The sequence below is a fragment of the Pelomonas sp. Root1217 genome (genome assembly GCF_001425705.1).
In the GTDB taxonomy this organism is placed as follows: Bacteria; Pseudomonadota; Gammaproteobacteria; order Burkholderiales; family Burkholderiaceae_C; genus Pelomonas.
Window position 1 is genome coordinate 89446 of record NZ_LMDC01000027.1, and the last position, 18301, is coordinate 107746.

Here is an 18301-nt window from a genome sequence, read left to right on the forward strand (position 1 = left end):
TCAGTCCGGGCGGCGGGTGACAAGGTCGCGGTAGGCGTGCCAGCTCGCATGGCCCAGCCAAGGCACGACGAGGATCAGGCCCAGCAGCGCGGTGGCCATGCCGACGAGCGTCAGCGCGAGGATGAGGGCGGCCCAGAGCGCGATCGGGGCGGGGTGCGCCAGCACGACCTTCCAGCTCGTGAACACCGCGCCGAGCACGCCCAGCTTGTGCGGGGGCAGGTCCACCAGCGCCGGGATGGCCACGACTGTGGACGCGAACACCGGTGCGGCGAGCACCGCACCCAGCATGAGCCAGGTCGCGAAGAGCCGGGATTCGTCGTTCAGCACGACCTTGAGCAGGAAGTCGCGCGGGCTGTGGACAGGGTCGGTGGCGAAGCCGGTCACGAAGGCCGCGGAGCACAGCACCCAGCCCGTGCCGGCGAAGGCCAGCAACACGCCGAAGACGATAAGCCGGCCGTCGCGCGGGCGCCAGGCGTCGCGCACCGTGCGCCAGCTGGGTTGCCCGCCCCGGTCCAGCTCGCGGCTGAGCGCGTACAGGCCGGTGGCCAGGATGGGCGCGACGATGAGGAAGCCGGTGAAGGCGCCTGCCAGCAGCCAGAAGCGGTCTCGCGCCAGCGCGAAGAGCAGGGCGCCGAACGTGGCCATGACCAGGCCGTGGGCGAGCGAGGCCAGCGGGGCCTGCCACAGGTCCTGCCAGCCGCGCGCGAGCCAGCCCAGAGGGCGCAGCACGGGAATGGCACGGACGCCGAAGCCCTGGGACTCCCTCAGGGCCTTTTCGCTGTAGCGGTTGGGCATGGCGGTGCCAAGTGTGGCGTGCTCGGCCGCCGGCTGCCTTGATGCGGCTCAAGCCGTGCTGCGTTGGGCGGCCACGGCAGCGAAGCCGGTAGGGGTGGGCTTGTCAGGCCGGCAGCGACACCGCGTCCAGCAGCTCGCTCTCGATCTGCAGCTGGGCCTTGTTCTGCTGGAGTGCCGGGCCGTCGAGCAAGAACGTGTCTTCCACGCGCTCGCCCAGCGTCGAGATCTTGGCCAGCTGCAGGTTGATGCCGTGTCGCGCCAGCACACGGGCGATGGCGTAGAGCAGGCCGGCGCGGTCGCTGGTGGAGATGGTCAGCAACCAGGCCGTCGCGCGCTCGTCCGGGCGCAGTGAGATGCGCGGCGTGTAGGGGAAGCTCTTGACGCGGCGCGAGAGGCGCCCGCGGCGCGGCTCGGGCAGAGGGCCGCCGGCCTGCAGCGCCACGCCGAGCTTCTGCTCCACCAGCGGTACCAGGTCGCGGTGGTGCACATCGGCCTCGGGGCGGATGACCTGGAAGGTGTCCAGCGCATAGCCCTTGCGCGTCGTGTGCACCTTGGCGTCGAGGATACTGAAGCCGGCACTGTCGAAGTAGCCGCAGATGCGGGCGAACAGATCCTGCTGGTCGGGCGCGTAGACCAGCACCTGCAAACCCTCGCCGATGGGCGAGGGGCGGGCGCGCACGACGGGCACCTGGGTCTCGACATGGCGCCACAGCGAGCGCGCGTGCCAGGCCAGCTCGGCGCCTTCATGGCGTGCGAAATAGCTGATGGCCAGCGTCTTCCACAGCGGCTCCTCGGTGCCGGGCAGCTGCGAGTGCAACGCCAGGTCCTGGCGAGCCTCGGCCTTGCGGGCCTCGATCTCGGCGTCGAGGTTGATCTTGGCACCGCCCAGCGCCCGCAGCGTGATGCGGTAGAGGTCCTCCAGCAGCTTGCCCTTCCAGGCATTCCAGACCTTGGGGCTGGTGCCGCGGATGTCCGCGACGGTCAGCAGATACAGGGCCGTCAGCTGGCGCGCGTCGGCCACCTTGGCGGCGAAGGCGGCGATGACCCCAGGGTCGGACAGGTCTTCCTTCTGCGCCACGCGCGACATCGTCAAGTGGTGCTCGACGAGGAAGACGCACATGGCCGTGTCTTCGGCACTCAGCCCGTGCTGGCGGCAGAAGCGCCGCACCTCGGTGGCGCCGAGCTCGGAGTGGTCGCCGCCGCGGCCCTTGGCCACGTCGTGGAAGAGGGCGGCGATATAGAGCAGCTCGGGCTGGTCGAACTGCGCGGCCAGCTGTGAGCAGAACGGGTACTCGTGGGCATGCTCCGGCACGAAGAAGCGCCGCACGTTGCGCAGCACCATCAGGATGTGCTGATCCACGGTATAGACGTGGAAGAGGTCGTGCTGCATCTGGCCGACGATGGCCCGGAACACCCACAGGTAGCGGCCGAGCACCGAGGTCTGGTTCATGAGCCGGAAGGCATGCGTCTGGCCCTCGGGCTCCCGCAGCATGGTCATGAAGGTGGCCCGGTTGACCGGGTCGCGACGCCAGGCCGCGTCCATCAGGCCGCGGGCGTTGTAGAGCGCTCGCAGCGTGCGCGCCGACAGGCCCTTGATCCCTGGCGTCTGCTGGTAGATCAGGAAGGTGCGCAGGATGGCGTGCGGGTCGCGTTGGTAGAGGTCGTCGCTGGCGACCTCCAGCATGCGGCCGCGGTCAAGGAAGTCCGGGTGGCCGTCGATGGGCCGCAGCAAGCCCTGCTGGGAGCCATTGATCTGCTCCTCCAGGTTCAGCAGCAGGATCTGGTGCAGCTGCGTGACGGCCTTGGCTGCCCAGTAGTAGCGTCGCATCAACACCTCGGAGGCACGCTGCGAGGCCGTGCTCTCGAAGCCGAAGCTCTGTGCGACGGCCGTCTGCAGGTCGAACACCAGGCGGTCCTCGCGCCGGCCGGCGACGGCATGCAGGCGCGCGCGGATCAGCGTCAATTGACCCTCGTTGCGCTGCAGCTGGCGGCTCTCGAAAGGGGTGATGAGACCGCGTGCGCTCAGGGCCTTCCAGGTCTTGCCCAGGCCCGCCGCACGAGCGATCCAGATCAGCATCTGCAGGTCGCGCAGGCCGCCGGGGCTTTCCTTGCAGTTGGGCTCCAGCGCGTAGGGCGTGTCGTCGAACTTGGTGTGGCGCTGCAGGCTCTCCAGGGTCTTGGCACGAAAGAACGCCTTGGCGTCCATGGCCGCCATGAAGCGCTTGGCCATCAGCTTGAACAGCTTGGCGTCGCCGGCCAGCGGCCGGGCCTCGAGCAGGGCCGTCTGGATGGTCACATCGCCCTGGGACTCGGACAGGCACTCACCGAGCGTGCGCACGGAGGAGCCGATCTCCAGCCCCAGGTCCCAGCAGGCCGTGATGAAGCTTTCGATGGCCGACTTGACCGGCCCCGGCACATGGGCCTCAATGCCGTCGGGCAGCAGCACGAGCACGTCGACGTCGGAATGCGGGTAGAGCTCACCGCGACCATAACCGCCGACGGCCGCGAGGCAGGAGCCCGCGGGCATGCCGGCGCCGTCCCAAAGCGTGCGCAGCGTGTCGTCGACATGGCGGGCCAGGCGGCGCAGCAGCGTCTGCGCGCCGGCCTGCGTCGGGCGCGCGGCCAGGAAGTCGTCAATCAGCGACTGCTTGCCCGCCTTGAACTGCTGGCGGAGCTCGGCAAGCGTGGCCACGGTTTACGCGGTCGCCGCAGCGGCCTGCGTGATGAAGGCGGGCGGCGGCGGGCTGCCGGCCGACAGCGTCATGACCTCGTAGCCGGTATCGGTGACGAGGATGGTGTGCTCCCACTGGGCCGAGAGGGACCGGTCCTTGGTGACGATGGTCCAGCCATCGCCCAGCTCGCGGATCTCGCGGCGGCCGGCGTTGATCATGGGCTCGATGGTGAACATCATGCCCGGCACCAGTTCGTCCAGCGTGCCGGGGCGGCCGTAGTGCAGCACCTGCGGCTCCTCATGGAAGACCTGGCCGATGCCATGGCCGCAGAACTCGCGCACGATGGAGAAGCCGGCATTCTCGGCAAAGGTCTGGATGGCGTGGCCGATGTCGCCCAGGTGCGCGCCGGGCTTGACCTTGGCGATGCCCTTCCACATGGCTTCGTAGGTGAAGGCGCACAGCCGCTTGGCTGCGATGGAGCCCTCGCCGACGACGAACATGCGGCTGGTGTCGCCATGCCAGCCGTCCTTGATGACGGTGACGTCGATATTGACGATGTCGCCGTTCTTCAGCGGCTTGTCGTTGGGGATGCCGTGGCAGACCTGCTGGTTGACCGACGTGCAGATCGACTTGGGGTAGGGGATGTAGCCGGGCGGGCAGTAGTTCAGCGGCGCCGGAATGCCCTGCTGCACGTTGACGATGTGGTCGTGCGCGAGCTTGTCCAGCTCATTGGTCGTGATGCCCGGCTTGACGTGCGGCGTGAGCATGTCGAGCACTTCGGACGCCAGGCGCCCGGCGATGCGCATGCCTTCGACATCGGCAGCGGTCTTGATCGTGATGGCCATGCCTGAATTATCTCAGTCCGCCCAGATGACCGTACCCGTGACCCAGGTTGCCAGCACGACGATGCCGAAAGCAATGCGATACCAGGCAAACGGCACGAAGTTGTGGGTTGCCACGTAGCGCAGCAGCCAGCGCACGCAGGCCCAGGCGGCCAGGAAGCTGACGATGAAGCCGACCGCGAACATCGGCAGGTCGGCCATCGACAGCGCGTGCCGCTCCTTCCACAGGCTGTAGCCGCCGGCCGAGATCAACGTCGGGATGGCCAGGAAGAAGGAGAAGTCGGTCGCCGCCTTGCGCGACAGGCCCAGCAGCATGCCGCCGATGATGGTGGCGCCCGAGCGGCTGGTGCCGGGGATCATGCCCACGCATTGCACGAGACCGACCTTGAGCGCGTCCAGCGCCGTCATGTCGTCCACCGTCTGCACGCGGGCGACCGGCTCGGCGCGCTTCTCGGCCCACAGGATAATCAGCGCGCCAACGATGAAGGCGCCGGCCACGACCGGCGCATTGAAGAGGTGGGCCTTGATGGCCTTGTAGACCGTCAGGCCGACGATGCCGGCGGGCAGGAAGCCGATGGCGATGTTCAGCACGAAGCGCTGCTGCTTGGCGCTGTTGGTGATGCCGCCCAGGGCCTCGCGGATGCGCGCCCAGTAGACGATCAGCACCGCCAGGATGGCGCCGCTCTGGATGGCGATGTCGAACACCTTGGACTTGGCGTCCGTCATGCCCAGCAGGCTGCCGGTCAGGATCAGATGGCCCGTGGACGAGACGGGCAGGAACTCGGTCAGTCCCTCGACGATGCCCATGACGGCGGCTTTGATCAGCAGGATGACATCCACGTAGCGGCTCCGGGGCGAACAAAGCCGCGCAGTGTAGCCAGCGGGCAGGGCGTGCCCTTGCCGCTGCCTGGCCCGGCGGGCTACATTACTGACCCTCCGGTCATTAACTTCGCCATCTTGGCCACCGCCACCCCCCGCCAACGCCGCAAGGACGCCCGCCCGCAAGAGTTGCTGGACGCCGCCCTGGCGCTTTTCGTCGAGAAGGGCTTCGCCGCCACGCGCAGCGAGGAAATCGCGGCGCGCGCCGGCGTGGCCAAGGGCACGCTCTACCGCTACTACCCCAGCAAGGACGAGCTCTTCAAGGCCATGGTGCGCGACAACCTGTCCGTGCACATCGCCGAATCGGCTGCCCAGGCGGCGCTGTACCAGGGCTCCATCGCCGAGTTGCTCAGCCAGATGATGCAGGCCTGGTGGGCCAAGGTCGGCCATGGCAATGCCGGCGTGGTCTGCAAGATCATGATGGTCGAGGCGCGCAACTTCCCCGAGCTGGCGCGCTTCTATGTGGAGGAGGTCATCCGGCCGTCACAGGCGCTGATCGGCGGCCTCATCGAGCGTGGCATCCACGCCGGTGAGTTCCGCGCGGTGCCCGTCGAAGCCACGGTGCACATGTTGATCGCGCCCATGCTGCACATGCTGCTGCACGAGCACTCCTTTGGCGAGCACGACATCTGCCACCAGACCATGGGCGCCGAGGAGTTGCTGGACGCCCAGATGTCGCTGCTGCTGCATGGCTTGCTCGCCTCGCCGGGCTGACCTCTAGAATTTTGCTTTTTGCCGTCGACCGCGCCCCGGAGAACAAGATGAACCTCGAACAAGTCCGCTTCAACATGATCGAGCAGCAGATCCGCCCCTGGGATGTGCTCGACCCCAGCGTGCTGGAGCTGTTGCGCGTCGTGCACCGCGAGGACTTCGTGCCCGAGGCTCACAAGCTCCAGGCCTTCGTCGACACCGAGCTGCCGCTGACCGCCACGCGCCGCATGCTGGCGCCCAAGGTCGAGGCCCGGCTGCTGCAGGAACTCAAGGTGCAGCGGCATGAGAAGGTGCTGGAGATCGGCGCCGCCACGGGTCACCTGGCCGCGCTGCTGGGCCACAAGGCGCAGCGCGTCATCGCACTGGAAGCGGATGCCGGCCTGGCCGCTGCCGCCACGGCCAACCTGAAGCGCGCTGGCGTGCTGAACGCCACGGTGCTGAACCAGGACGGCGCCGCGGGGCTGCCGGCCGAGGAACCCTTTGACGTGATCCTGCTGTCCGGCTCGGTCGCGTCGGTGCCCCAGGCCTTGCTGAACCAGCTCAAGGTCGGCGGGCGCCTCGCGGCCATCGTCGGCGAGGAGCCGGTCATGCGTGCCGTGCTCGTCACGCGCACAGGTGCCAGCGACTTCCGCACCGTCGAGCTGTTCGACACGGTGGCCGGGCGCCTTCCGGGTTTCGCCGAAGCGCCGGCCTTCAGTTTCTGAAGCCGGACCAGATGCAGCCCGTCGCCGTAAAACGACCGTTGCTCCCCGTTTGGGCGCAGGTCGTCACATGGCTTCAGTCACCGGCGGGCTTTGCCTCTATAAACCCGGCCGCGCTCACTACATTGCCCAAGTCAAGGAATTCCATGCCCTTCGTCACAGCACCCCGCCTGATCCTGCAACCGCTGGCCCTCGCCGCCAGCCTCCTGCTCGCCGGCGTGGCCCAGGCCCAGAGCCTGCAGGAGCTCTATGACGCTGCGAGGGGCTACGACGCGACTTATCTGGCGACGCGCAACAGCGCCGATGCGGCTGCGGCGCGCGCCGCCCAGGCCGAGGCGCTGATCCGGCCGTCGCTCTACCTGTCCGGCTCGGGCACCGTGGCGCAAACCGACCCGCCTTCGTCTGCGAGCTTCAATACGAGGACATTGACGGCTGGCCTGCAGGGAAAATACTCCGTCTACAACGCGAGCAACATTCCGACCATTGACAAGGCCCGCCGAGCCTATGCGGTGGCCCAGGCCGATCTGGACCTCGCCGAGCAGGATCTCATCGTCCGGCTGGCCACGGCCTATTTCGATGTGCTGGCCGCCAAGGATGCGTTGACGACCTCGCGGGCCAACAAGACCGGCATCGCCGAGCAACTCGCGTCCGCGAAACGCAACTTCGAAGTCGGCACCGCCACGATCACCGACACGCGTGAAGCTCAGGCCCGCTATGACCTTGCCGTGGCGCAGGAGCTGGCGGCCGACAACGACCTGCGCGTCAAGCGCGTGACGCTGGACCAGTTCGTTGGCCGCGTCGGCGTCGAGCCCAAGGGCCTGGCCGTGCCGGTCGCGCTGCCGGCACTGCCCAGCGAGAACGTCGACACCTGGGTCGCGACGGCCGATGACCAGCATCCCGGCGTGCGCAAGGCGCGGTTGGGCCTGGAAATGGCACAGCTCGATACGCAGATCGCCCGGGCCGGCGAAAAGCCGACGCTGGACGCCAGCGCCACCCTGGGTGGCCAGAACCAGCACAACAGCTTGGGTGGCCTCGCCGCTGCGCAGGCCGGAGCCGGCACCTCCAAGAATGCCAGCATCGGCCTGACCTTGAGCTATCCGCTCTACACCGGTGGCGCGACGCAGAACCGCATCAAGGAAACCCTGGTGCTGGAGGAGAGGGCCCGCAATGACTTTGACTTTGCGCGTCGCAAGGTTGCCGAGGACACGCGCCGCGCCTTCTTCGGCGTGCAGTCGCTGAAGGCCCAGGTTGGCGCCTACGAGGCGGCCGAGTCGTCCACCAAGCTGGCCCTGGAAGCCACGCAGCTGGGCTACAAGGTCGGCGTGCGGGTGAACCTGGACGTGCTGAACGCCCAGACCCAGCTCTACACGACCCAGCGTGACCTGGCCAAGGCACGCTACGACGTCGTCGTCAACAGCCTCAGGCTGCGCCAGGCTTCGGGCCAGCTGCGTCCTGAGGACGTGGCCGCGGCCAACGCGCTGCTGGCTCGCTGAGTTCAGCGCTCCGGTCAAGCCACCTCAAGCCCTGCTCTGGCGGGGCTTTTTCTTGGCGGCGGCGACCAGTACGGGCGTGGGTTCAGGCTCGGCGGTGGTTGGCAACGGCTTGATCGGCGCGTGTTCGCGGACGGCATTCAGGATGATGGCGGTCGATGTCGGCACCTGCTGGCAAAAGCGTGACAGCGTCGCCCTCAGATGCGCCACGTCGCGCACGGCGATCTCGAGGATCCAGCTGTCCTCGCCGGTCACGCCATAGGCCGTAGTCACCTCCGGGCTGCACTCCAGGGCTCGCATCAGTTCGCCCTCGTCGAGATTGCCGATGCGGATGATGGAACGGATGCCATAGCCCAGCTTGCTTGCGTCGACGACGGCGCGGTAGCCGCGGATGACACCGCCGTCCTCCAGCTTGCGCACCCGCTCGGTCACGGCCGGCTGGCTCAGATGCACGCGCCGCCCCAGCTCCGCCATCGTCAGGCGAGCGTCGGCCTGCAGTTCGGCCAGGATGCGATGGTCATGCTGATCAAGCTCGGTGGCCATGGAAATCTCTTCAACTTGCTGGAAGGTTCTTGAATATTAAGGCGAAGGCGTGATTCAACCTTCAAGTGCCCATGTCGCCGGTGAGCCGAAATTCCTACCATGCCGGCCATGAACACGACGACGCTGCCCCTCAAGAACGCCCCCGGTCTGAGCCCTTTGCTGTTGCTCTGCCTGGCCGCCACCTGGCTGGTCTGGGGCTCGACCTATCTGGCCATCAAGATCGCGCTGGTCAGCCTGCCGCCCTTCTTCCAGATGGGCAGCCGCTTCCTCGTCGCCGGGGTGCTGCTGGCGGGCTGGATGCGCTGGCGCGGCGCGCCTTGGCCAAGCCGGCGCCAGTGGCTGCATGCTCTTGTCATCGGCGGGCTGATGCTGGGTGGCGGCATGGGTGGCACGGCCACCGCTGAGCAGACCGTCGGCTCGGGCCTCGTCGTCGCCTTCATCGCCGTGATGCCGCTGATGATTGCTGGCCTCAACCTGCTGTGGGGCGAGAAACCGACGCGGCTGGAATCGGCGGGCATCGCCCTCGGCCTGTTGGGCGTGCTGCTGCTGACGCAGGGCCAGGGCTTTGGCGCATCGCCCGCCGGCCTCGTGGCCATCAGCGTCGCCTGCGCGAGCTGGGCCGTGGGCAGCGTGCTGTCGCAGCGCAGCCTGCCGCTGGCGCCGGGGCCCATGGGTTTTGCCAGCGAGATGCTGGCCGGTGGCCTGCTGCTGATGGGCCTGAGCCTGGTCAGCGGCGAGACCTTGCCCGGCCACATCGAGCCGCAGGCGCTGTGGGCCTGGGCCTATCTGGTTGTGTTCGGCTCGCTGGTGGCTTTCAACGCCTACATGGTGCTGCTGGCGCAAGCCTCGGCGGGGCTGGCGTCGAGTTATTCCTTCGTGAATCCCGTCATCGCGATGCTGCTCGGCGTCACGCTGGCTGGCGAGCAGATCAGCGGGCACGAGTGGCTGGCCGCGGGCGTCGTGCTCGTGGGCGTCGTGCTGCTGTTGATGGGGCGGGCCAGGAACCGTTAACCGCCGCCGCGGATATTGGCCTGCAGGGCTGGCTTCATCAGCCGTGGTGCGGCCAACGTCGCATCGCGTGCACGGCGCATCGCGACGAACTCAGCCTCGCTGACGCCGTCGTGCGCATGGATGTTGGCCGCGAGCTGCTCGGCCACGGTCGTTTCCCAGCGTGCCTCGCGGCCCGCCGGGTAGTCGTGGCAGACGAAGAGGCGGGTTTCGGGCGGCAGCGCCAGCAGGCGGCGAATCGAGCGGTAGAGCGCGGCGGCGTCACCGCCCGGAAAGTCGGCACGGGCGCTGCCGCCGTCGGGCATGAACAGCGTGTCGCCGATGAAGACGGCGCCCTCGATGCGGTAGGCCAGGTCGGCCGGCGTGTGGCCGGGCACGAGCAGGGCGGTGGCCTCGATGCTGCCGACGGGAAATGACTCGCCGTCGCGCAGCAAGCGGTCGAAGCCGTCGTCTTCGGACGGCCAGCCGTGCAGGCGGCCGAGCGTCGCCTGCACCTCGCGGATGTGCTCGCCGATGGCGATCATCCCGCCGGCTTGGGCGCGCAGGTACCGAGCGGCGGAGACGTGGTCGGCGTGGACGTGGGTCTCCAGGATCCATTGCAGGTTGAGGCTATGCGCGCTCAGATAGGCGAGCAGCGCATCGGCGCTGGCCGTGCTGGCGCGTTGGGCGGTGAGGTCGTAGTCCAGCACCGGGTCGATGACGACGGCCTGGCGGGTGGCCGGGTCGTGCACCACGTAGCTGACCGTGCCGGTGATGGGGTCGTGGAAGCCCTCGATGGCGATTGGCATGAGGCGCATTCTCCTAGGACAAAATCCGCGCCCATGCTGTTTCTGCTCTCGCCCGCCAAGTCCCTCGATTACGACACGCCGACGCCCGCTGAACTGGCGCCGGTGCTGACCCGCCCTCAGTTCCTCGACGACACGGCCGCCCTCATCGACATCCTGCGCACCAAGAGCGTGGACGACGTGCGTGGGCTGATGGACCTGTCCGAGCCGCTGGCCCAGCTCAATGTCGACCGTTACGCCGCTTGGCGGCCGCGCTTTACCGAGCACAACAGCAAGCCGGCCGTGCTGGCCTTCAACGGCGATGTCTACGACGGCCTGGATGCCAGGACGCTGAGCACCGATGACCTGGCCTGGGCGCAGCAGCACGTGCGCATGCTGTCGGGCCTGTACGGCATCCTGCGGCCGCTGGACCGCATGCAGCCCTACCGCCTGGAGATGGGCACTCGACTGGCCGGCGACCATGGCGCCAGCCTCTACGACTACTGGGGCGACCGCCTGGCCCTGCACCTCAACAAACTGGCACGGGGCGAGAAGGCGCCGGTCATCGTCAACCTGGCCTCGCAGGAATACTTCCGCGCTGCGGACCGCAAGGCGCTCAAGCCCCGGGTCGTCGACTGCCAGTTCGAGGACTGGAAGAACGGCGAGTACAAGATCATCAGCTTCTTTGCCAAGCGTGCCCGTGGCCTGATGGCGCGCTATGCCATCCAGCATCGCCTGGAGACGCCCGAGGCGTTGAAAGGCTTCAACCTGGACGGTTATCGTCTGGCCCCTGAGGTGTCTTCCCCCGACCGACTCGTCTTCCGCCGCAAGTCATGAGCCAACAAGTCATCACCCCCGAGCTGTGTGAATGGATCAGCGAGCAGAGCCGTGCCGGCCACGCGTCAGAAAGCATCCTGGCCGCGATGCTGGGCAGTGGCTGGGATGAAACCGTTGCCCGCCAGGCGCTGGCGCGCACGTTGGGCCAGTCGGCCACGCTGACGCCGCCACCCGGCGCAACGGTCGGGCTGCCCGAACCCGAGCTGAGCCGCTTCTCGCCCGTCATCGATGCCGGCGACCGCCAGGTCAAGGTCTTGATGGCCTTGCGGCAGCCGCGCGTCATCGTGTTTGGCGATCTGCTGTCGGAAGAGGAGTGCGACGGCATCGTCGCGCTGGCGACCAAACGCCTGGCGCGCTCCGAGACCGTGGCCACCGGCGGCGAGGGCAGCGAAGTGAATGCCGCACGCACCAGCGACGGCATGTTCTTCGAGCGCTGCGAGACCGAACTGATCCGCACCGTCGAGGCGCGCATCGCGACGCTGCTGCGCTGGCCGCTGGACCACGGCGAGGGCCTGCAGGTGCTGCACTACCGCCCGGGCGCCGAATACCAGCCGCATTACGACTACTTCGACCCGGCTCACGTCAGCACGCCGGCCATCCTCAAGCGTGGTGGCCAGCGGGTGGCGACGCTGGTCATGTACCTGAACACACCCACCGCTGGCGGCTCCACGATCTTCCCGGACATCGGCCTGGACGTCGCACCCGTCAAGGGCAACGCCGTCTTCTTCAGCTACGACCGGCCCCACCCCGCCACGCAGACCCTGCATGGCGGCTCGCCGGTGCTGGAGGGGGCGAAATGGGTGGCGACGAAATGGCTGCGACAGGGCGTGTTCACCTGATCATGCCGTGACGGCGATCAATGCCACCAAGGCCAGCGCCACGCAGCCCAACAACACGAAGTAAAAGAAGCTGAGCACGCTGCCACGCCATACCGCGCCCCACCAGCTCAGCCTGTAGACACGCCGCATCGCGGCCAGGCCATGGCCGAAGACAGCGAACATCACCAAGCCCTCCAGCCCGGCCGCCATGGCGACCAGCAGCGCCAGGAACCACAGGCTGTGGCTGTGCAGCGAGAACACGAAGTGCTCGGCGTAGCGCCGACCGCTGCCGGCAAACATCGCCAGCAGCAGCGCCGCGAAGATCGGCTGCAGGGCCAGCATCGCGTAGGGCGCCAGCGCCCGGCTGCGTGCCTTCCACTGCTCGAAGGTCATGGACTCGGCTTTATTGAGCAGGCCGGTCAGCCAACGTTCTGAGCGGCTGCAGGTCTCGGGGTGGGCCAGATCGCACTCGCCGAGCTTGGTACTGACCTTGACGCCTTGCGGCTCGCTGCTCCCTTTGGCCAGGGCATCGGCCGCTGCAGCGGCTTGGGCGGGTGTCATGTCGCGTTTCAAGCGCACCCGCGCCGACTTGCCGGACCCCTCGCCAGCAGCGGCCGCCGGCCCGGTCTCCACGATCTGCTCAGGCCCCTGGGGCAGCAGCGCCCAGCCGACGAAGAACACGAAGCTGGCGCTCAGGTAGACCCGCAACGGCAGCACATAGCGGCGCCGCTGGCCACGGAAATAGGCATTGGTCAGATGGCCCGGCAGGCAGACAAGCGCCCACAGCGTGCGCCACAGCGGGCCGTCGAAGGCGACGTAGTGGCCCAGGTACTCGGTGAACATCTCGCGCACCGAGGGAGGGTGCAGGTCGGTCTCCTGGCCGCAGTGGCCGCAATAGACGGGTCGCGGCCTTGCCAGCGTGAAGTGGCAGTTGCGGCAGTAGGGCAGCTCGGGCGCGCCGGAGTGGGAATGACGGCTCATGCAGACAGCAGTTTGTTGATCAGCTCGGGCGTGCTGCCCGCCTGGTATTTCTTCATCAGCCGGCCGCGGTAGATGTCCACCGTGCGCGGGCTCACGCCCAGGCGACGGCCGATGAGCTTGCTGGTCTGGCCCTCGACGAGCAGGGCGGCGATCTCGCGCTCGCGCGGCGTCAGCTCGGCCGTGATCTGGCGCCGCGCCGACAGATCCTCGAAGCTCCAGATGCCGCGGGCATGGGGGTCGGCCGGGTCCAGCGCGCGGCCAGTCACGTGGCACCAGAACAGCTCGCTGCTCCCCAAGCGCCGCATGACGCGGTCGTCGGCATAGTGGCCCTGGGCGTCCAGGCTGGCGACGATGCGTGCGCCGGTGCGTTCGAACTCGATGGCGCTGGGGTACATGACCGCAAAGCTTTTGCCCAGCAGTTGCTCGCGCGTGGCCGAGAACATCTGCAGCACGCGCTCGTTGCAGTCCACGATCTGGCGCTGGGCGGACAGCACCAGGCCGATCGGGGCGAGCTGGAAGGCGCTGCGGTAATCGAGGGCGGCGGGTTCCACTTAGGCGAATTCGCTTAATCGACTTCGGAAGGCGCGCGATAGTACCCTTCGCGCTTCACCCGAAAGGCAGGAGACGGCATGAACAAGGTGTACCCGAGCGCTGAGGAAGCGCTGCGCGGCGTCGTGAAGGACGGACAGATGCTCGCAGTCGGCGGCTTCGGCCTGTGCGGCATCCCCGAGGCGCTGATCACGGCCCTGCGCGACAGCGGCGTCAAGGACCTGACGGTCATCTCCAACAACGCCGGCGTCGACGGCTTTGGCCTGGGCGCACTGCTCGTCACGCGGCAGATCAAGAAGATGATCTCCAGCTATGTCGGCGAGAACAAGGAGTTCGAGCGCCAGTACCTGGCGGGCGAACTGGAGCTGGAGTTCACGCCGCAAGGGACACTGGCCGAGAAGATGCGCGCCGGTGGCGCCGGTATCCCGGCCTTCTTTGTACGTACCGGCGTGGGTACGCTGATCGCCGAGGGCAAGGAAAGCCGTGAGTTCGACGGCGAGACCTACATCCTGGAGAAGGCCCTGGTGCCGGACGTGTCGCTGGTGAAGGCCTACAAAGCCGACAAGAGCGGCAACTTGGTCTTCCGCCGCACCGCGCGCAACTTCAATCCGGCCGCGGCGATGGCCGGCAAGCTGACGGTCGTCGAGGTCGAACACCTCGTCGAGACCGGCGACATCGACCCGGACGACGTGCATCTGCCGGGCATCTACGTGCACCGCATCGTCGTCAATGCCAATCCGGAAAAGCGGATTGAGAAGATGACCTTGTCCCCGAAGAAGGAGGCCTGACATGCCCTGGACCCAAGATCAGATGGCTGCCCGCGCGGCCCAGGAGCTGGAAGACGGCTTCTATGTGAACCTCGGCATCGGCATCCCGACGCTGGTGGCCAACCATGTGCCGGCGGACAAGGAAGTCTGGCTGCAGAGCGAAAACGGCATGCTGGGCATCGGCCCCTTTCCGACCGAGGACGAAGTCGATGCCGATCTCATCAATGCCGGCAAGCAGACCGTCACCACCTTGCCTGGCAGCAGCATCTTCGGCAGCCACGACAGTTTCGCGATGATCCGCGCCGGCAAGATCAACCTGTCCATCCTTGGCGCCATGCAGGTCAGCGCCAATGGCGACCTGGCCAACTGGATGATCCCCGGCAAGATGGTCAAGGGCATGGGCGGCGCCATGGACCTCGTCGCCGGCGTCAAGCGCGTCATCGTGCTGATGGAGCACGTGGCCAAGAAGAAGGACGGCACCGAGGACATGAAGATCATCCCCAGCTGCACGCTGCCGTTGACGGGTGTGGGCGTCGTCGACCGCATCATCACGGACCTCGGCGTCTTCGACGTCACGCCCCACGGCATCAGCGTCGTCGAGCTGGCCGAGGGCGTCACGCGTGAATTTGCGCAAAGCAAGACAGGGGTTCCGTTGCTCTGAGGTAAATCAAGCCTCACACCCCCAGTTCATGGGCCTCCACGGGTCAGCGCAAGCTGGCCCGTTTTCGTTGCGGGGGGCCTAATAACCCCACGGCAATGCGCCCCATTGCCGTGGGGTTATTAGGCCCGTTCTTCGAACAACAGCGAGGCCACCATGCGCGCACCACCGACGCCTGAAGTCGAGACCATCGCCCCCGCACTCGAGACAAGTGCAGATCTGAACCCCGGCGGCATTGCGGCAGCCGCTGCGGCAGCCGCTTTGCTGGCTGCCTGCGGTGGAGGAGGGGGAGGCGACGCGCCGACCCCATCGCCCTCACCACCGCCTCCACCACCTCCGCCTCCGCCTCCGCCACCCCCCGGCATCACCGACGCCGAAGCCGCCCGCTTCCTCGCCCAGGCCGGCTTTGCGGCCAGCACGGCCGACATTGCCACCGTCAAGGCCAATGGCTATGCCGGCTGGCTGGACGCGCAGTTCGCGCTGCCCGTCAGCGACGGTCACTTCGATTGGATGGTCGCCAACGGCTATGCCATCGTCGACCACCGCAACGACTTCGGCGGCGCCGACAACACGCTGTGGCGCAAGCTGCTGTCCGCGCCGGACTCATTGCGCCAGCGCGTCGTGCTGGCGCTCAGTGAGATTTTCGTCATCTCCATGAGCGGCCTGCCCATGCCCTGGCGTGGCTTCGCCATCGCTTGCTACGTGGACATGCTGGAGCAGCGCTGCTTTGGCAATTACCGCGAGCTGCTCAACGCCGTCACGCTGTCCAACGGCATGGGCGTCTACCTCGCCACACGGGGCAACCTGAAGGAGGACGTGAACACCGGCCGCGTGCCCGACGAGAACTACGCCCGCGAGGTCATGCAGCTGTTCAGCATCGGCCTCTACCAGCTCAATGCTGACGGCACGCTCAAGCTCGACGGCAACGGCAAGCCCATCGAGACCTACACCCAGGCCAACATCACCGACCTGGCCCGCGTCTTCACCGGCTGGGATTTCGACGGCTACAGCGGCAGCGACCCCAGCTTCATGAAGAAGCCCATGGTCAACATCGCGTCGCGCTTCTCTAGCGGCGCGAAGAAGGTGCTGGACGTGGACATCCCAGCGTCGGCCGATGGCCCGGCCGCGCTGAAGGTTGCGCTGGACACGCTCGCCAGCCATCCCAACGTCGGCCCCTTCATCGGCCGCCAGCTCATCCAGCGCCTCGTCGCCAGCAACCCGAGTGCGGCCTACATCGGCCGCATCTCGGCGGTCTGGGCTGACAACGGCAGCGGTGCGCGCGGTGACCTGAAGGCCGTCATCAAGGCCATCCTGCTGGACACCGAAGCGCGCACCCCGTCCATGGCGCCCGGCGCCGGCAAGCTGCGCGAACCGCTGCAGCGCTTCATCCAGTGGGGCCGGTCTTTCGCTGTCACCTCACCGAACGGCCTGTGGAACATCGGCAATACCAGCGACGCCGGCACGCGTCTCGGCCAGAGCCCGCTGCGCAGCCCCTCGGTCTTCAACTTCTTCCGCCCCGGCTATGTGCCGCCCAACTCGCAACTGGGCACGAACGACGTCACGGCGCCCGAGTTCCAGCTCTGCAACGAGAGCACGGTGGCTGGCTACATCAACTACATGCAGAAGGCCATTGCCGACGGCATCAACGATGTGAAGCCCGGCTACACCGTCGAGCTCGCGTTGGCGGGGGACGCGCCGGGCCTGGTCGCGAGCCTGGCCACCCGGCTGGGCGGCGGCGGCATCTCGGCCGCCACGCAGGCCACCATCAGCACCGCGGTGGCAAGCATCTCCGCCGCCAGCGACACCGGCAAGGCCAACCGTGTGCAGGCCGCCATCCTGATGCTGATGGCCTGCCCGGAATACCAGATCCAGAAATGAGGGGATGACGATGAAGCTCAACCGACTCCCCGAACTGCAGCGCCGCGAGTTCTTGCGCCGCGCCGGCGCCCTGGGCATCGCGGGCACCGCCGCGCCCTGGGCACTGAACCTCGCCGCCCTCGGCGAAGCCGCTGCAGCCACCGCGCCGGGCGACTACAAGGCCCTTGTCTGCGTCTTCCTCTACGGCGGCAATGACCATGGCAACACGCTGGTGCCCTATGACCAGGCCAGCTACGACGCCTATGCCGGCATCCGCCAGACCCTGGCCACGCCGCGCGAGCAACTCGCCGCAACCGTACTCGGCATCAATGTCGGCGGCCGCCAGATGGCACTGGCGCCGCAACTCGGCAAGCTCAAGGGCCTGTGGGACAGCGGGCGGCTGGGCATCCAGCTCAATGTCGGCACGCTGATCCAGCCGACGACGCTGGCCCAGTACAACGCCAGAAGCGTGCCGTTGCCGCCCAAGCTGTTCTCGCACAACGACCAGCAATCCGTCTGGCAAAGCAGCTCGCCCGAGGGCGCCACCTCGGGCTGGGGTGGCCGCATGGGCGACCTCTTCCTGGGCGACAACGGCACGGCGACCTTCACCTGCATCAATGCTGCAGGCAATGCCGTCTTCATGGCCGGCAAGCAGGCGGTGCAGTACCAGGTGTCCACCAGCGGCGCCGTACCCATCAACGGCATCCTGAAGCCGCTGTATGGCTCCCAGGCCTGTGCCGACGCACTGCGGGGCCTCATCACAGCCGACCGCACGCACTGGATGGAGGCCGAGCTGAACAAGGTTGTCGCGCGTTCGGTCAGCGCCCAGGGTGTCGTCACATCCGGCCTGGCCGGCGTGCCGGCGCTGCAGACGCCCTTCGACACTGCCAGCTCCCTGTCCAGCCAGCTGCTGATGGTGGCCCGGCTCATCGGCGCGCGGCAGGCCCTGGGCGCCACGCGCCAGGTCTTCTTCGTGTCGTTGGGGGGGTTCGACACCCACGACTTCCTGCTCGACGAGCACCCGGGCCTGCTGACCACCGTCAACGACGCGCTGGCCAGCTTCTACGCGGCCACGGTCGAGCTGGGCGTGGCCAACCAGGTCACCACCTTCACGGCCAGCGACTTCGGCCGTTCGCTGACCAGCAATGGCGATGGCTCCGACCACGGCTGGGGCAGCCACCATTTCGTGCTGGGCGGAGCGGTGCAAGGCGGCAAATACTGGGGCACGTTGCCCTCGGTCAGCATCAACGGGCCGGACGACGTCGGCCAGGGCCGCTTGCTGCCGACCACGGGCGTGGACCAGCTCGGCGCAACGCTGGCCACCTGGATGGGCGTCAGCACTGCCGACCTGCCGCGCGTGGTGCCGCAGATCGTCAACTACAGCCAGAAGGACATGGGCTACTTCTGAACGTCGGAGCGTGCCTAAGAT

Annotated in this window: 18 protein-coding genes; 10 read left to right on the forward strand and 8 right to left on the reverse strand. The window is 67.6% G+C overall.

Annotated features, from left to right (window positions below; genetic code table 11):
• From ASC95_RS18155 to ASC95_RS18170, 4 genes are all read right to left on the reverse strand, one after another.
• A complete protein-coding gene (locus ASC95_RS18155; RefSeq protein ID WP_057299134.1) occupies window positions 1-795 on the reverse strand; it encodes a DUF2189 domain-containing protein in 795 nt (264 codons plus the stop codon).
• A 103-nt stretch (window positions 796-898) separates the two neighbouring features.
• Window positions 899-3487, reverse strand: a complete 2589-nt coding sequence (locus ASC95_RS18160; RefSeq protein ID WP_057299135.1) for a [protein-PII] uridylyltransferase — start codon at window positions 3485-3487, stop codon at window positions 899-901.
• Window positions 3488-3490: 3 nt separating this feature from the next.
• Window positions 3491-4312, reverse strand: coding sequence for a type I methionyl aminopeptidase (gene map / locus ASC95_RS18165; protein ID WP_057299136.1), 822 nt, complete (start codon window positions 4310-4312; stop codon window positions 3491-3493).
• A gap of 12 nt (window positions 4313-4324) precedes the next feature.
• Window positions 4325-5149: an undecaprenyl-diphosphate phosphatase gene (locus ASC95_RS18170; protein WP_057299137.1), complete on the reverse strand. Its 825-nt coding sequence runs from the start codon at window positions 5147-5149 to the stop codon at window positions 4325-4327.
• Window positions 5150-5266: 117 nt separating this feature from the next.
• On the opposite strand from ASC95_RS18170, the gene ASC95_RS18175 reads away from it, so the two are divergent.
• The 3 genes from ASC95_RS18175 (at window position 5267) to ASC95_RS18185 (ending at window position 8093) form a co-directional block, all read left to right on the forward strand.
• The gene (locus ASC95_RS18175; RefSeq protein ID WP_235537967.1) at window positions 5267-5902 is read left to right on the forward strand and encodes a TetR/AcrR family transcriptional regulator; all 636 of its coding nucleotides are present in this window, start codon (window positions 5267-5269) and stop codon (window positions 5900-5902) included.
• Between the two features lie 47 nt (window positions 5903-5949).
• Complete coding sequence (locus ASC95_RS18180; RefSeq protein ID WP_057299483.1) at window positions 5950-6603, forward strand: protein-L-isoaspartate O-methyltransferase; 654 nt, start codon at window positions 5950-5952, stop codon at window positions 6601-6603.
• Between the two features lie 143 nt (window positions 6604-6746).
• Window positions 6747-8093: a TolC family outer membrane protein gene (locus tag ASC95_RS18185; protein ID WP_057299138.1), complete on the forward strand. Its 1347-nt coding sequence runs from the start codon at window positions 6747-6749 to the stop codon at window positions 8091-8093.
• 24 nt (window positions 8094-8117) lie between these two features.
• Here ASC95_RS18185 and ASC95_RS18190 read toward each other — a convergent pair whose 3' ends face one another.
• Window positions 8118-8633, reverse strand: a complete 516-nt coding sequence (locus tag ASC95_RS18190) for an Lrp/AsnC family transcriptional regulator (RefSeq protein WP_057299139.1) — start codon at window positions 8631-8633, stop codon at window positions 8118-8120.
• A 108-nt stretch (window positions 8634-8741) separates the two neighbouring features.
• Here ASC95_RS18190 and yedA point away from each other — a divergent pair, with 108 nt between their 5' ends.
• Complete coding sequence (gene yedA / locus ASC95_RS18195; RefSeq protein ID WP_057299140.1) at window positions 8742-9644, forward strand: drug/metabolite exporter YedA; 903 nt, start codon at window positions 8742-8744, stop codon at window positions 9642-9644.
• Here the strand turns inward: yedA and ASC95_RS18200 are convergent.
• Window positions 9641-10438 carry an MBL fold metallo-hydrolase gene (locus tag ASC95_RS18200; protein WP_082567906.1) on the reverse strand — a complete coding sequence of 266 codons (798 nt, stop codon included), beginning with the start codon at window positions 10436-10438 and terminating at the stop codon, window positions 9641-9643. The two genes, yedA and ASC95_RS18200, sit on opposite strands and share 4 nt — an antisense overlap.
• A 24-nt stretch (window positions 10439-10462) precedes the next feature.
• On the opposite strand from ASC95_RS18200, the gene yaaA reads away from it, so the two are divergent.
• Window positions 10463-11242 (forward strand): peroxide stress protein YaaA, encoded by a 780-nt coding sequence (yaaA, locus tag ASC95_RS18205; protein WP_057299141.1) that lies wholly within the window; start codon window positions 10463-10465, stop codon window positions 11240-11242.
• Complete coding sequence (locus tag ASC95_RS18210) at window positions 11239-12081, forward strand: 2OG-Fe(II) oxygenase (RefSeq protein WP_057299142.1); 843 nt, start codon at window positions 11239-11241, stop codon at window positions 12079-12081. Before yaaA ends, ASC95_RS18210 begins: the two co-directional genes overlap by 4 nt.
• Here ASC95_RS18210 and ASC95_RS18215 read toward each other — a convergent pair whose 3' ends face one another.
• Window positions 12082-13041, reverse strand: coding sequence for a DUF3667 domain-containing protein (locus tag ASC95_RS18215; RefSeq protein ID WP_057299143.1), 960 nt, complete (start codon window positions 13039-13041; stop codon window positions 12082-12084).
• On the reverse strand, window positions 13038-13592 hold the full coding sequence (locus ASC95_RS18220) for a LuxR C-terminal-related transcriptional regulator (protein ID WP_057299144.1): 555 nt from the start codon (window positions 13590-13592) through the stop codon (window positions 13038-13040). The genes ASC95_RS18215 and ASC95_RS18220 overlap by 4 nt, the downstream gene beginning before the upstream one ends.
• A gap of 78 nt (window positions 13593-13670) precedes the next feature.
• On the opposite strand from ASC95_RS18220, the gene ASC95_RS18225 reads away from it, so the two are divergent.
• The 4 genes from ASC95_RS18225 to ASC95_RS18240 all read left to right on the forward strand — a co-directional run bounded on the left by ASC95_RS18225 (window position 13671) and on the right by ASC95_RS18240 (window position 18280).
• Window positions 13671-14378, forward strand: coding sequence for a CoA transferase subunit A (locus tag ASC95_RS18225; protein WP_057299145.1), 708 nt, complete (start codon window positions 13671-13673; stop codon window positions 14376-14378).
• A 1-nt stretch (window position 14379) separates the two neighbouring features.
• Window positions 14380-15018: a 3-oxoacid CoA-transferase subunit B gene (locus tag ASC95_RS18230; protein WP_057299146.1), complete on the forward strand. Its 639-nt coding sequence runs from the start codon at window positions 14380-14382 to the stop codon at window positions 15016-15018.
• A gap of 153 nt (window positions 15019-15171) precedes the next feature.
• Window positions 15172-16893 (forward strand): DUF1800 family protein, encoded by a 1722-nt coding sequence (locus tag ASC95_RS18235; RefSeq protein ID WP_082567907.1) that lies wholly within the window; start codon window positions 15172-15174, stop codon window positions 16891-16893.
• Between the two features lie 10 nt (window positions 16894-16903).
• A complete protein-coding gene (locus ASC95_RS18240; RefSeq protein ID WP_057299486.1) occupies window positions 16904-18280 on the forward strand; it encodes a DUF1501 domain-containing protein in 1377 nt (458 codons plus the stop codon).
• The last annotated feature ends 21 nt before the right edge of the window (window positions 18281-18301 follow it).

What these genes read in the sequence shown, in the direction of transcription:
- ASC95_RS18155 (WP_057299134.1), bottom strand. Translation starts at nt 795, where the DNA reads ATGCCCAACCGCTACAGCGAAAAGGCCCTGAGGGAGTCCCAGGGCTTC.
- map (WP_057299136.1), bottom strand. Translation starts at nt 4,312, where the DNA reads ATGGCCATCACGATCAAGACCGCTGCCGATGTCGAAGGCATGCGCATC.
- ASC95_RS18180 (WP_057299483.1), top strand. Translation starts at nt 5,950, where the DNA reads ATGAACCTCGAACAAGTCCGCTTCAACATGATCGAGCAGCAGATCCGC.
- ASC95_RS18185 (WP_057299138.1), top strand. Translation starts at nt 6,747, where the DNA reads ATGCCCTTCGTCACAGCACCCCGCCTGATCCTGCAACCGCTGGCCCTC.
- ASC95_RS18190 (WP_057299139.1), bottom strand. Translation starts at nt 8,633, where the DNA reads ATGGCCACCGAGCTTGATCAGCATGACCATCGCATCCTGGCCGAACTG.
- yedA (WP_057299140.1), top strand. Translation starts at nt 8,742, where the DNA reads ATGAACACGACGACGCTGCCCCTCAAGAACGCCCCCGGTCTGAGCCCT.
- ASC95_RS18200 (WP_082567906.1), bottom strand. Translation starts at nt 10,438, where the DNA reads ATGCGCCTCATGCCAATCGCCATCGAGGGCTTCCACGACCCCATCACC.
- yaaA (WP_057299141.1), top strand. Translation starts at nt 10,463, where the DNA reads ATGCTGTTTCTGCTCTCGCCCGCCAAGTCCCTCGATTACGACACGCCG.
- ASC95_RS18210 (WP_057299142.1), top strand. Translation starts at nt 11,239, where the DNA reads ATGAGCCAACAAGTCATCACCCCCGAGCTGTGTGAATGGATCAGCGAG.
- ASC95_RS18215 (WP_057299143.1), bottom strand. Translation starts at nt 13,041, where the DNA reads ATGAGCCGTCATTCCCACTCCGGCGCGCCCGAGCTGCCCTACTGCCGC.
- ASC95_RS18225 (WP_057299145.1), top strand. Translation starts at nt 13,671, where the DNA reads ATGAACAAGGTGTACCCGAGCGCTGAGGAAGCGCTGCGCGGCGTCGTG.
- ASC95_RS18230 (WP_057299146.1), top strand. Translation starts at nt 14,380, where the DNA reads ATGCCCTGGACCCAAGATCAGATGGCTGCCCGCGCGGCCCAGGAGCTG.
- ASC95_RS18235 (WP_082567907.1), top strand. Translation starts at nt 15,172, where the DNA reads ATGCGCGCACCACCGACGCCTGAAGTCGAGACCATCGCCCCCGCACTC.
- ASC95_RS18240 (WP_057299486.1), top strand. Translation starts at nt 16,904, where the DNA reads ATGAAGCTCAACCGACTCCCCGAACTGCAGCGCCGCGAGTTCTTGCGC.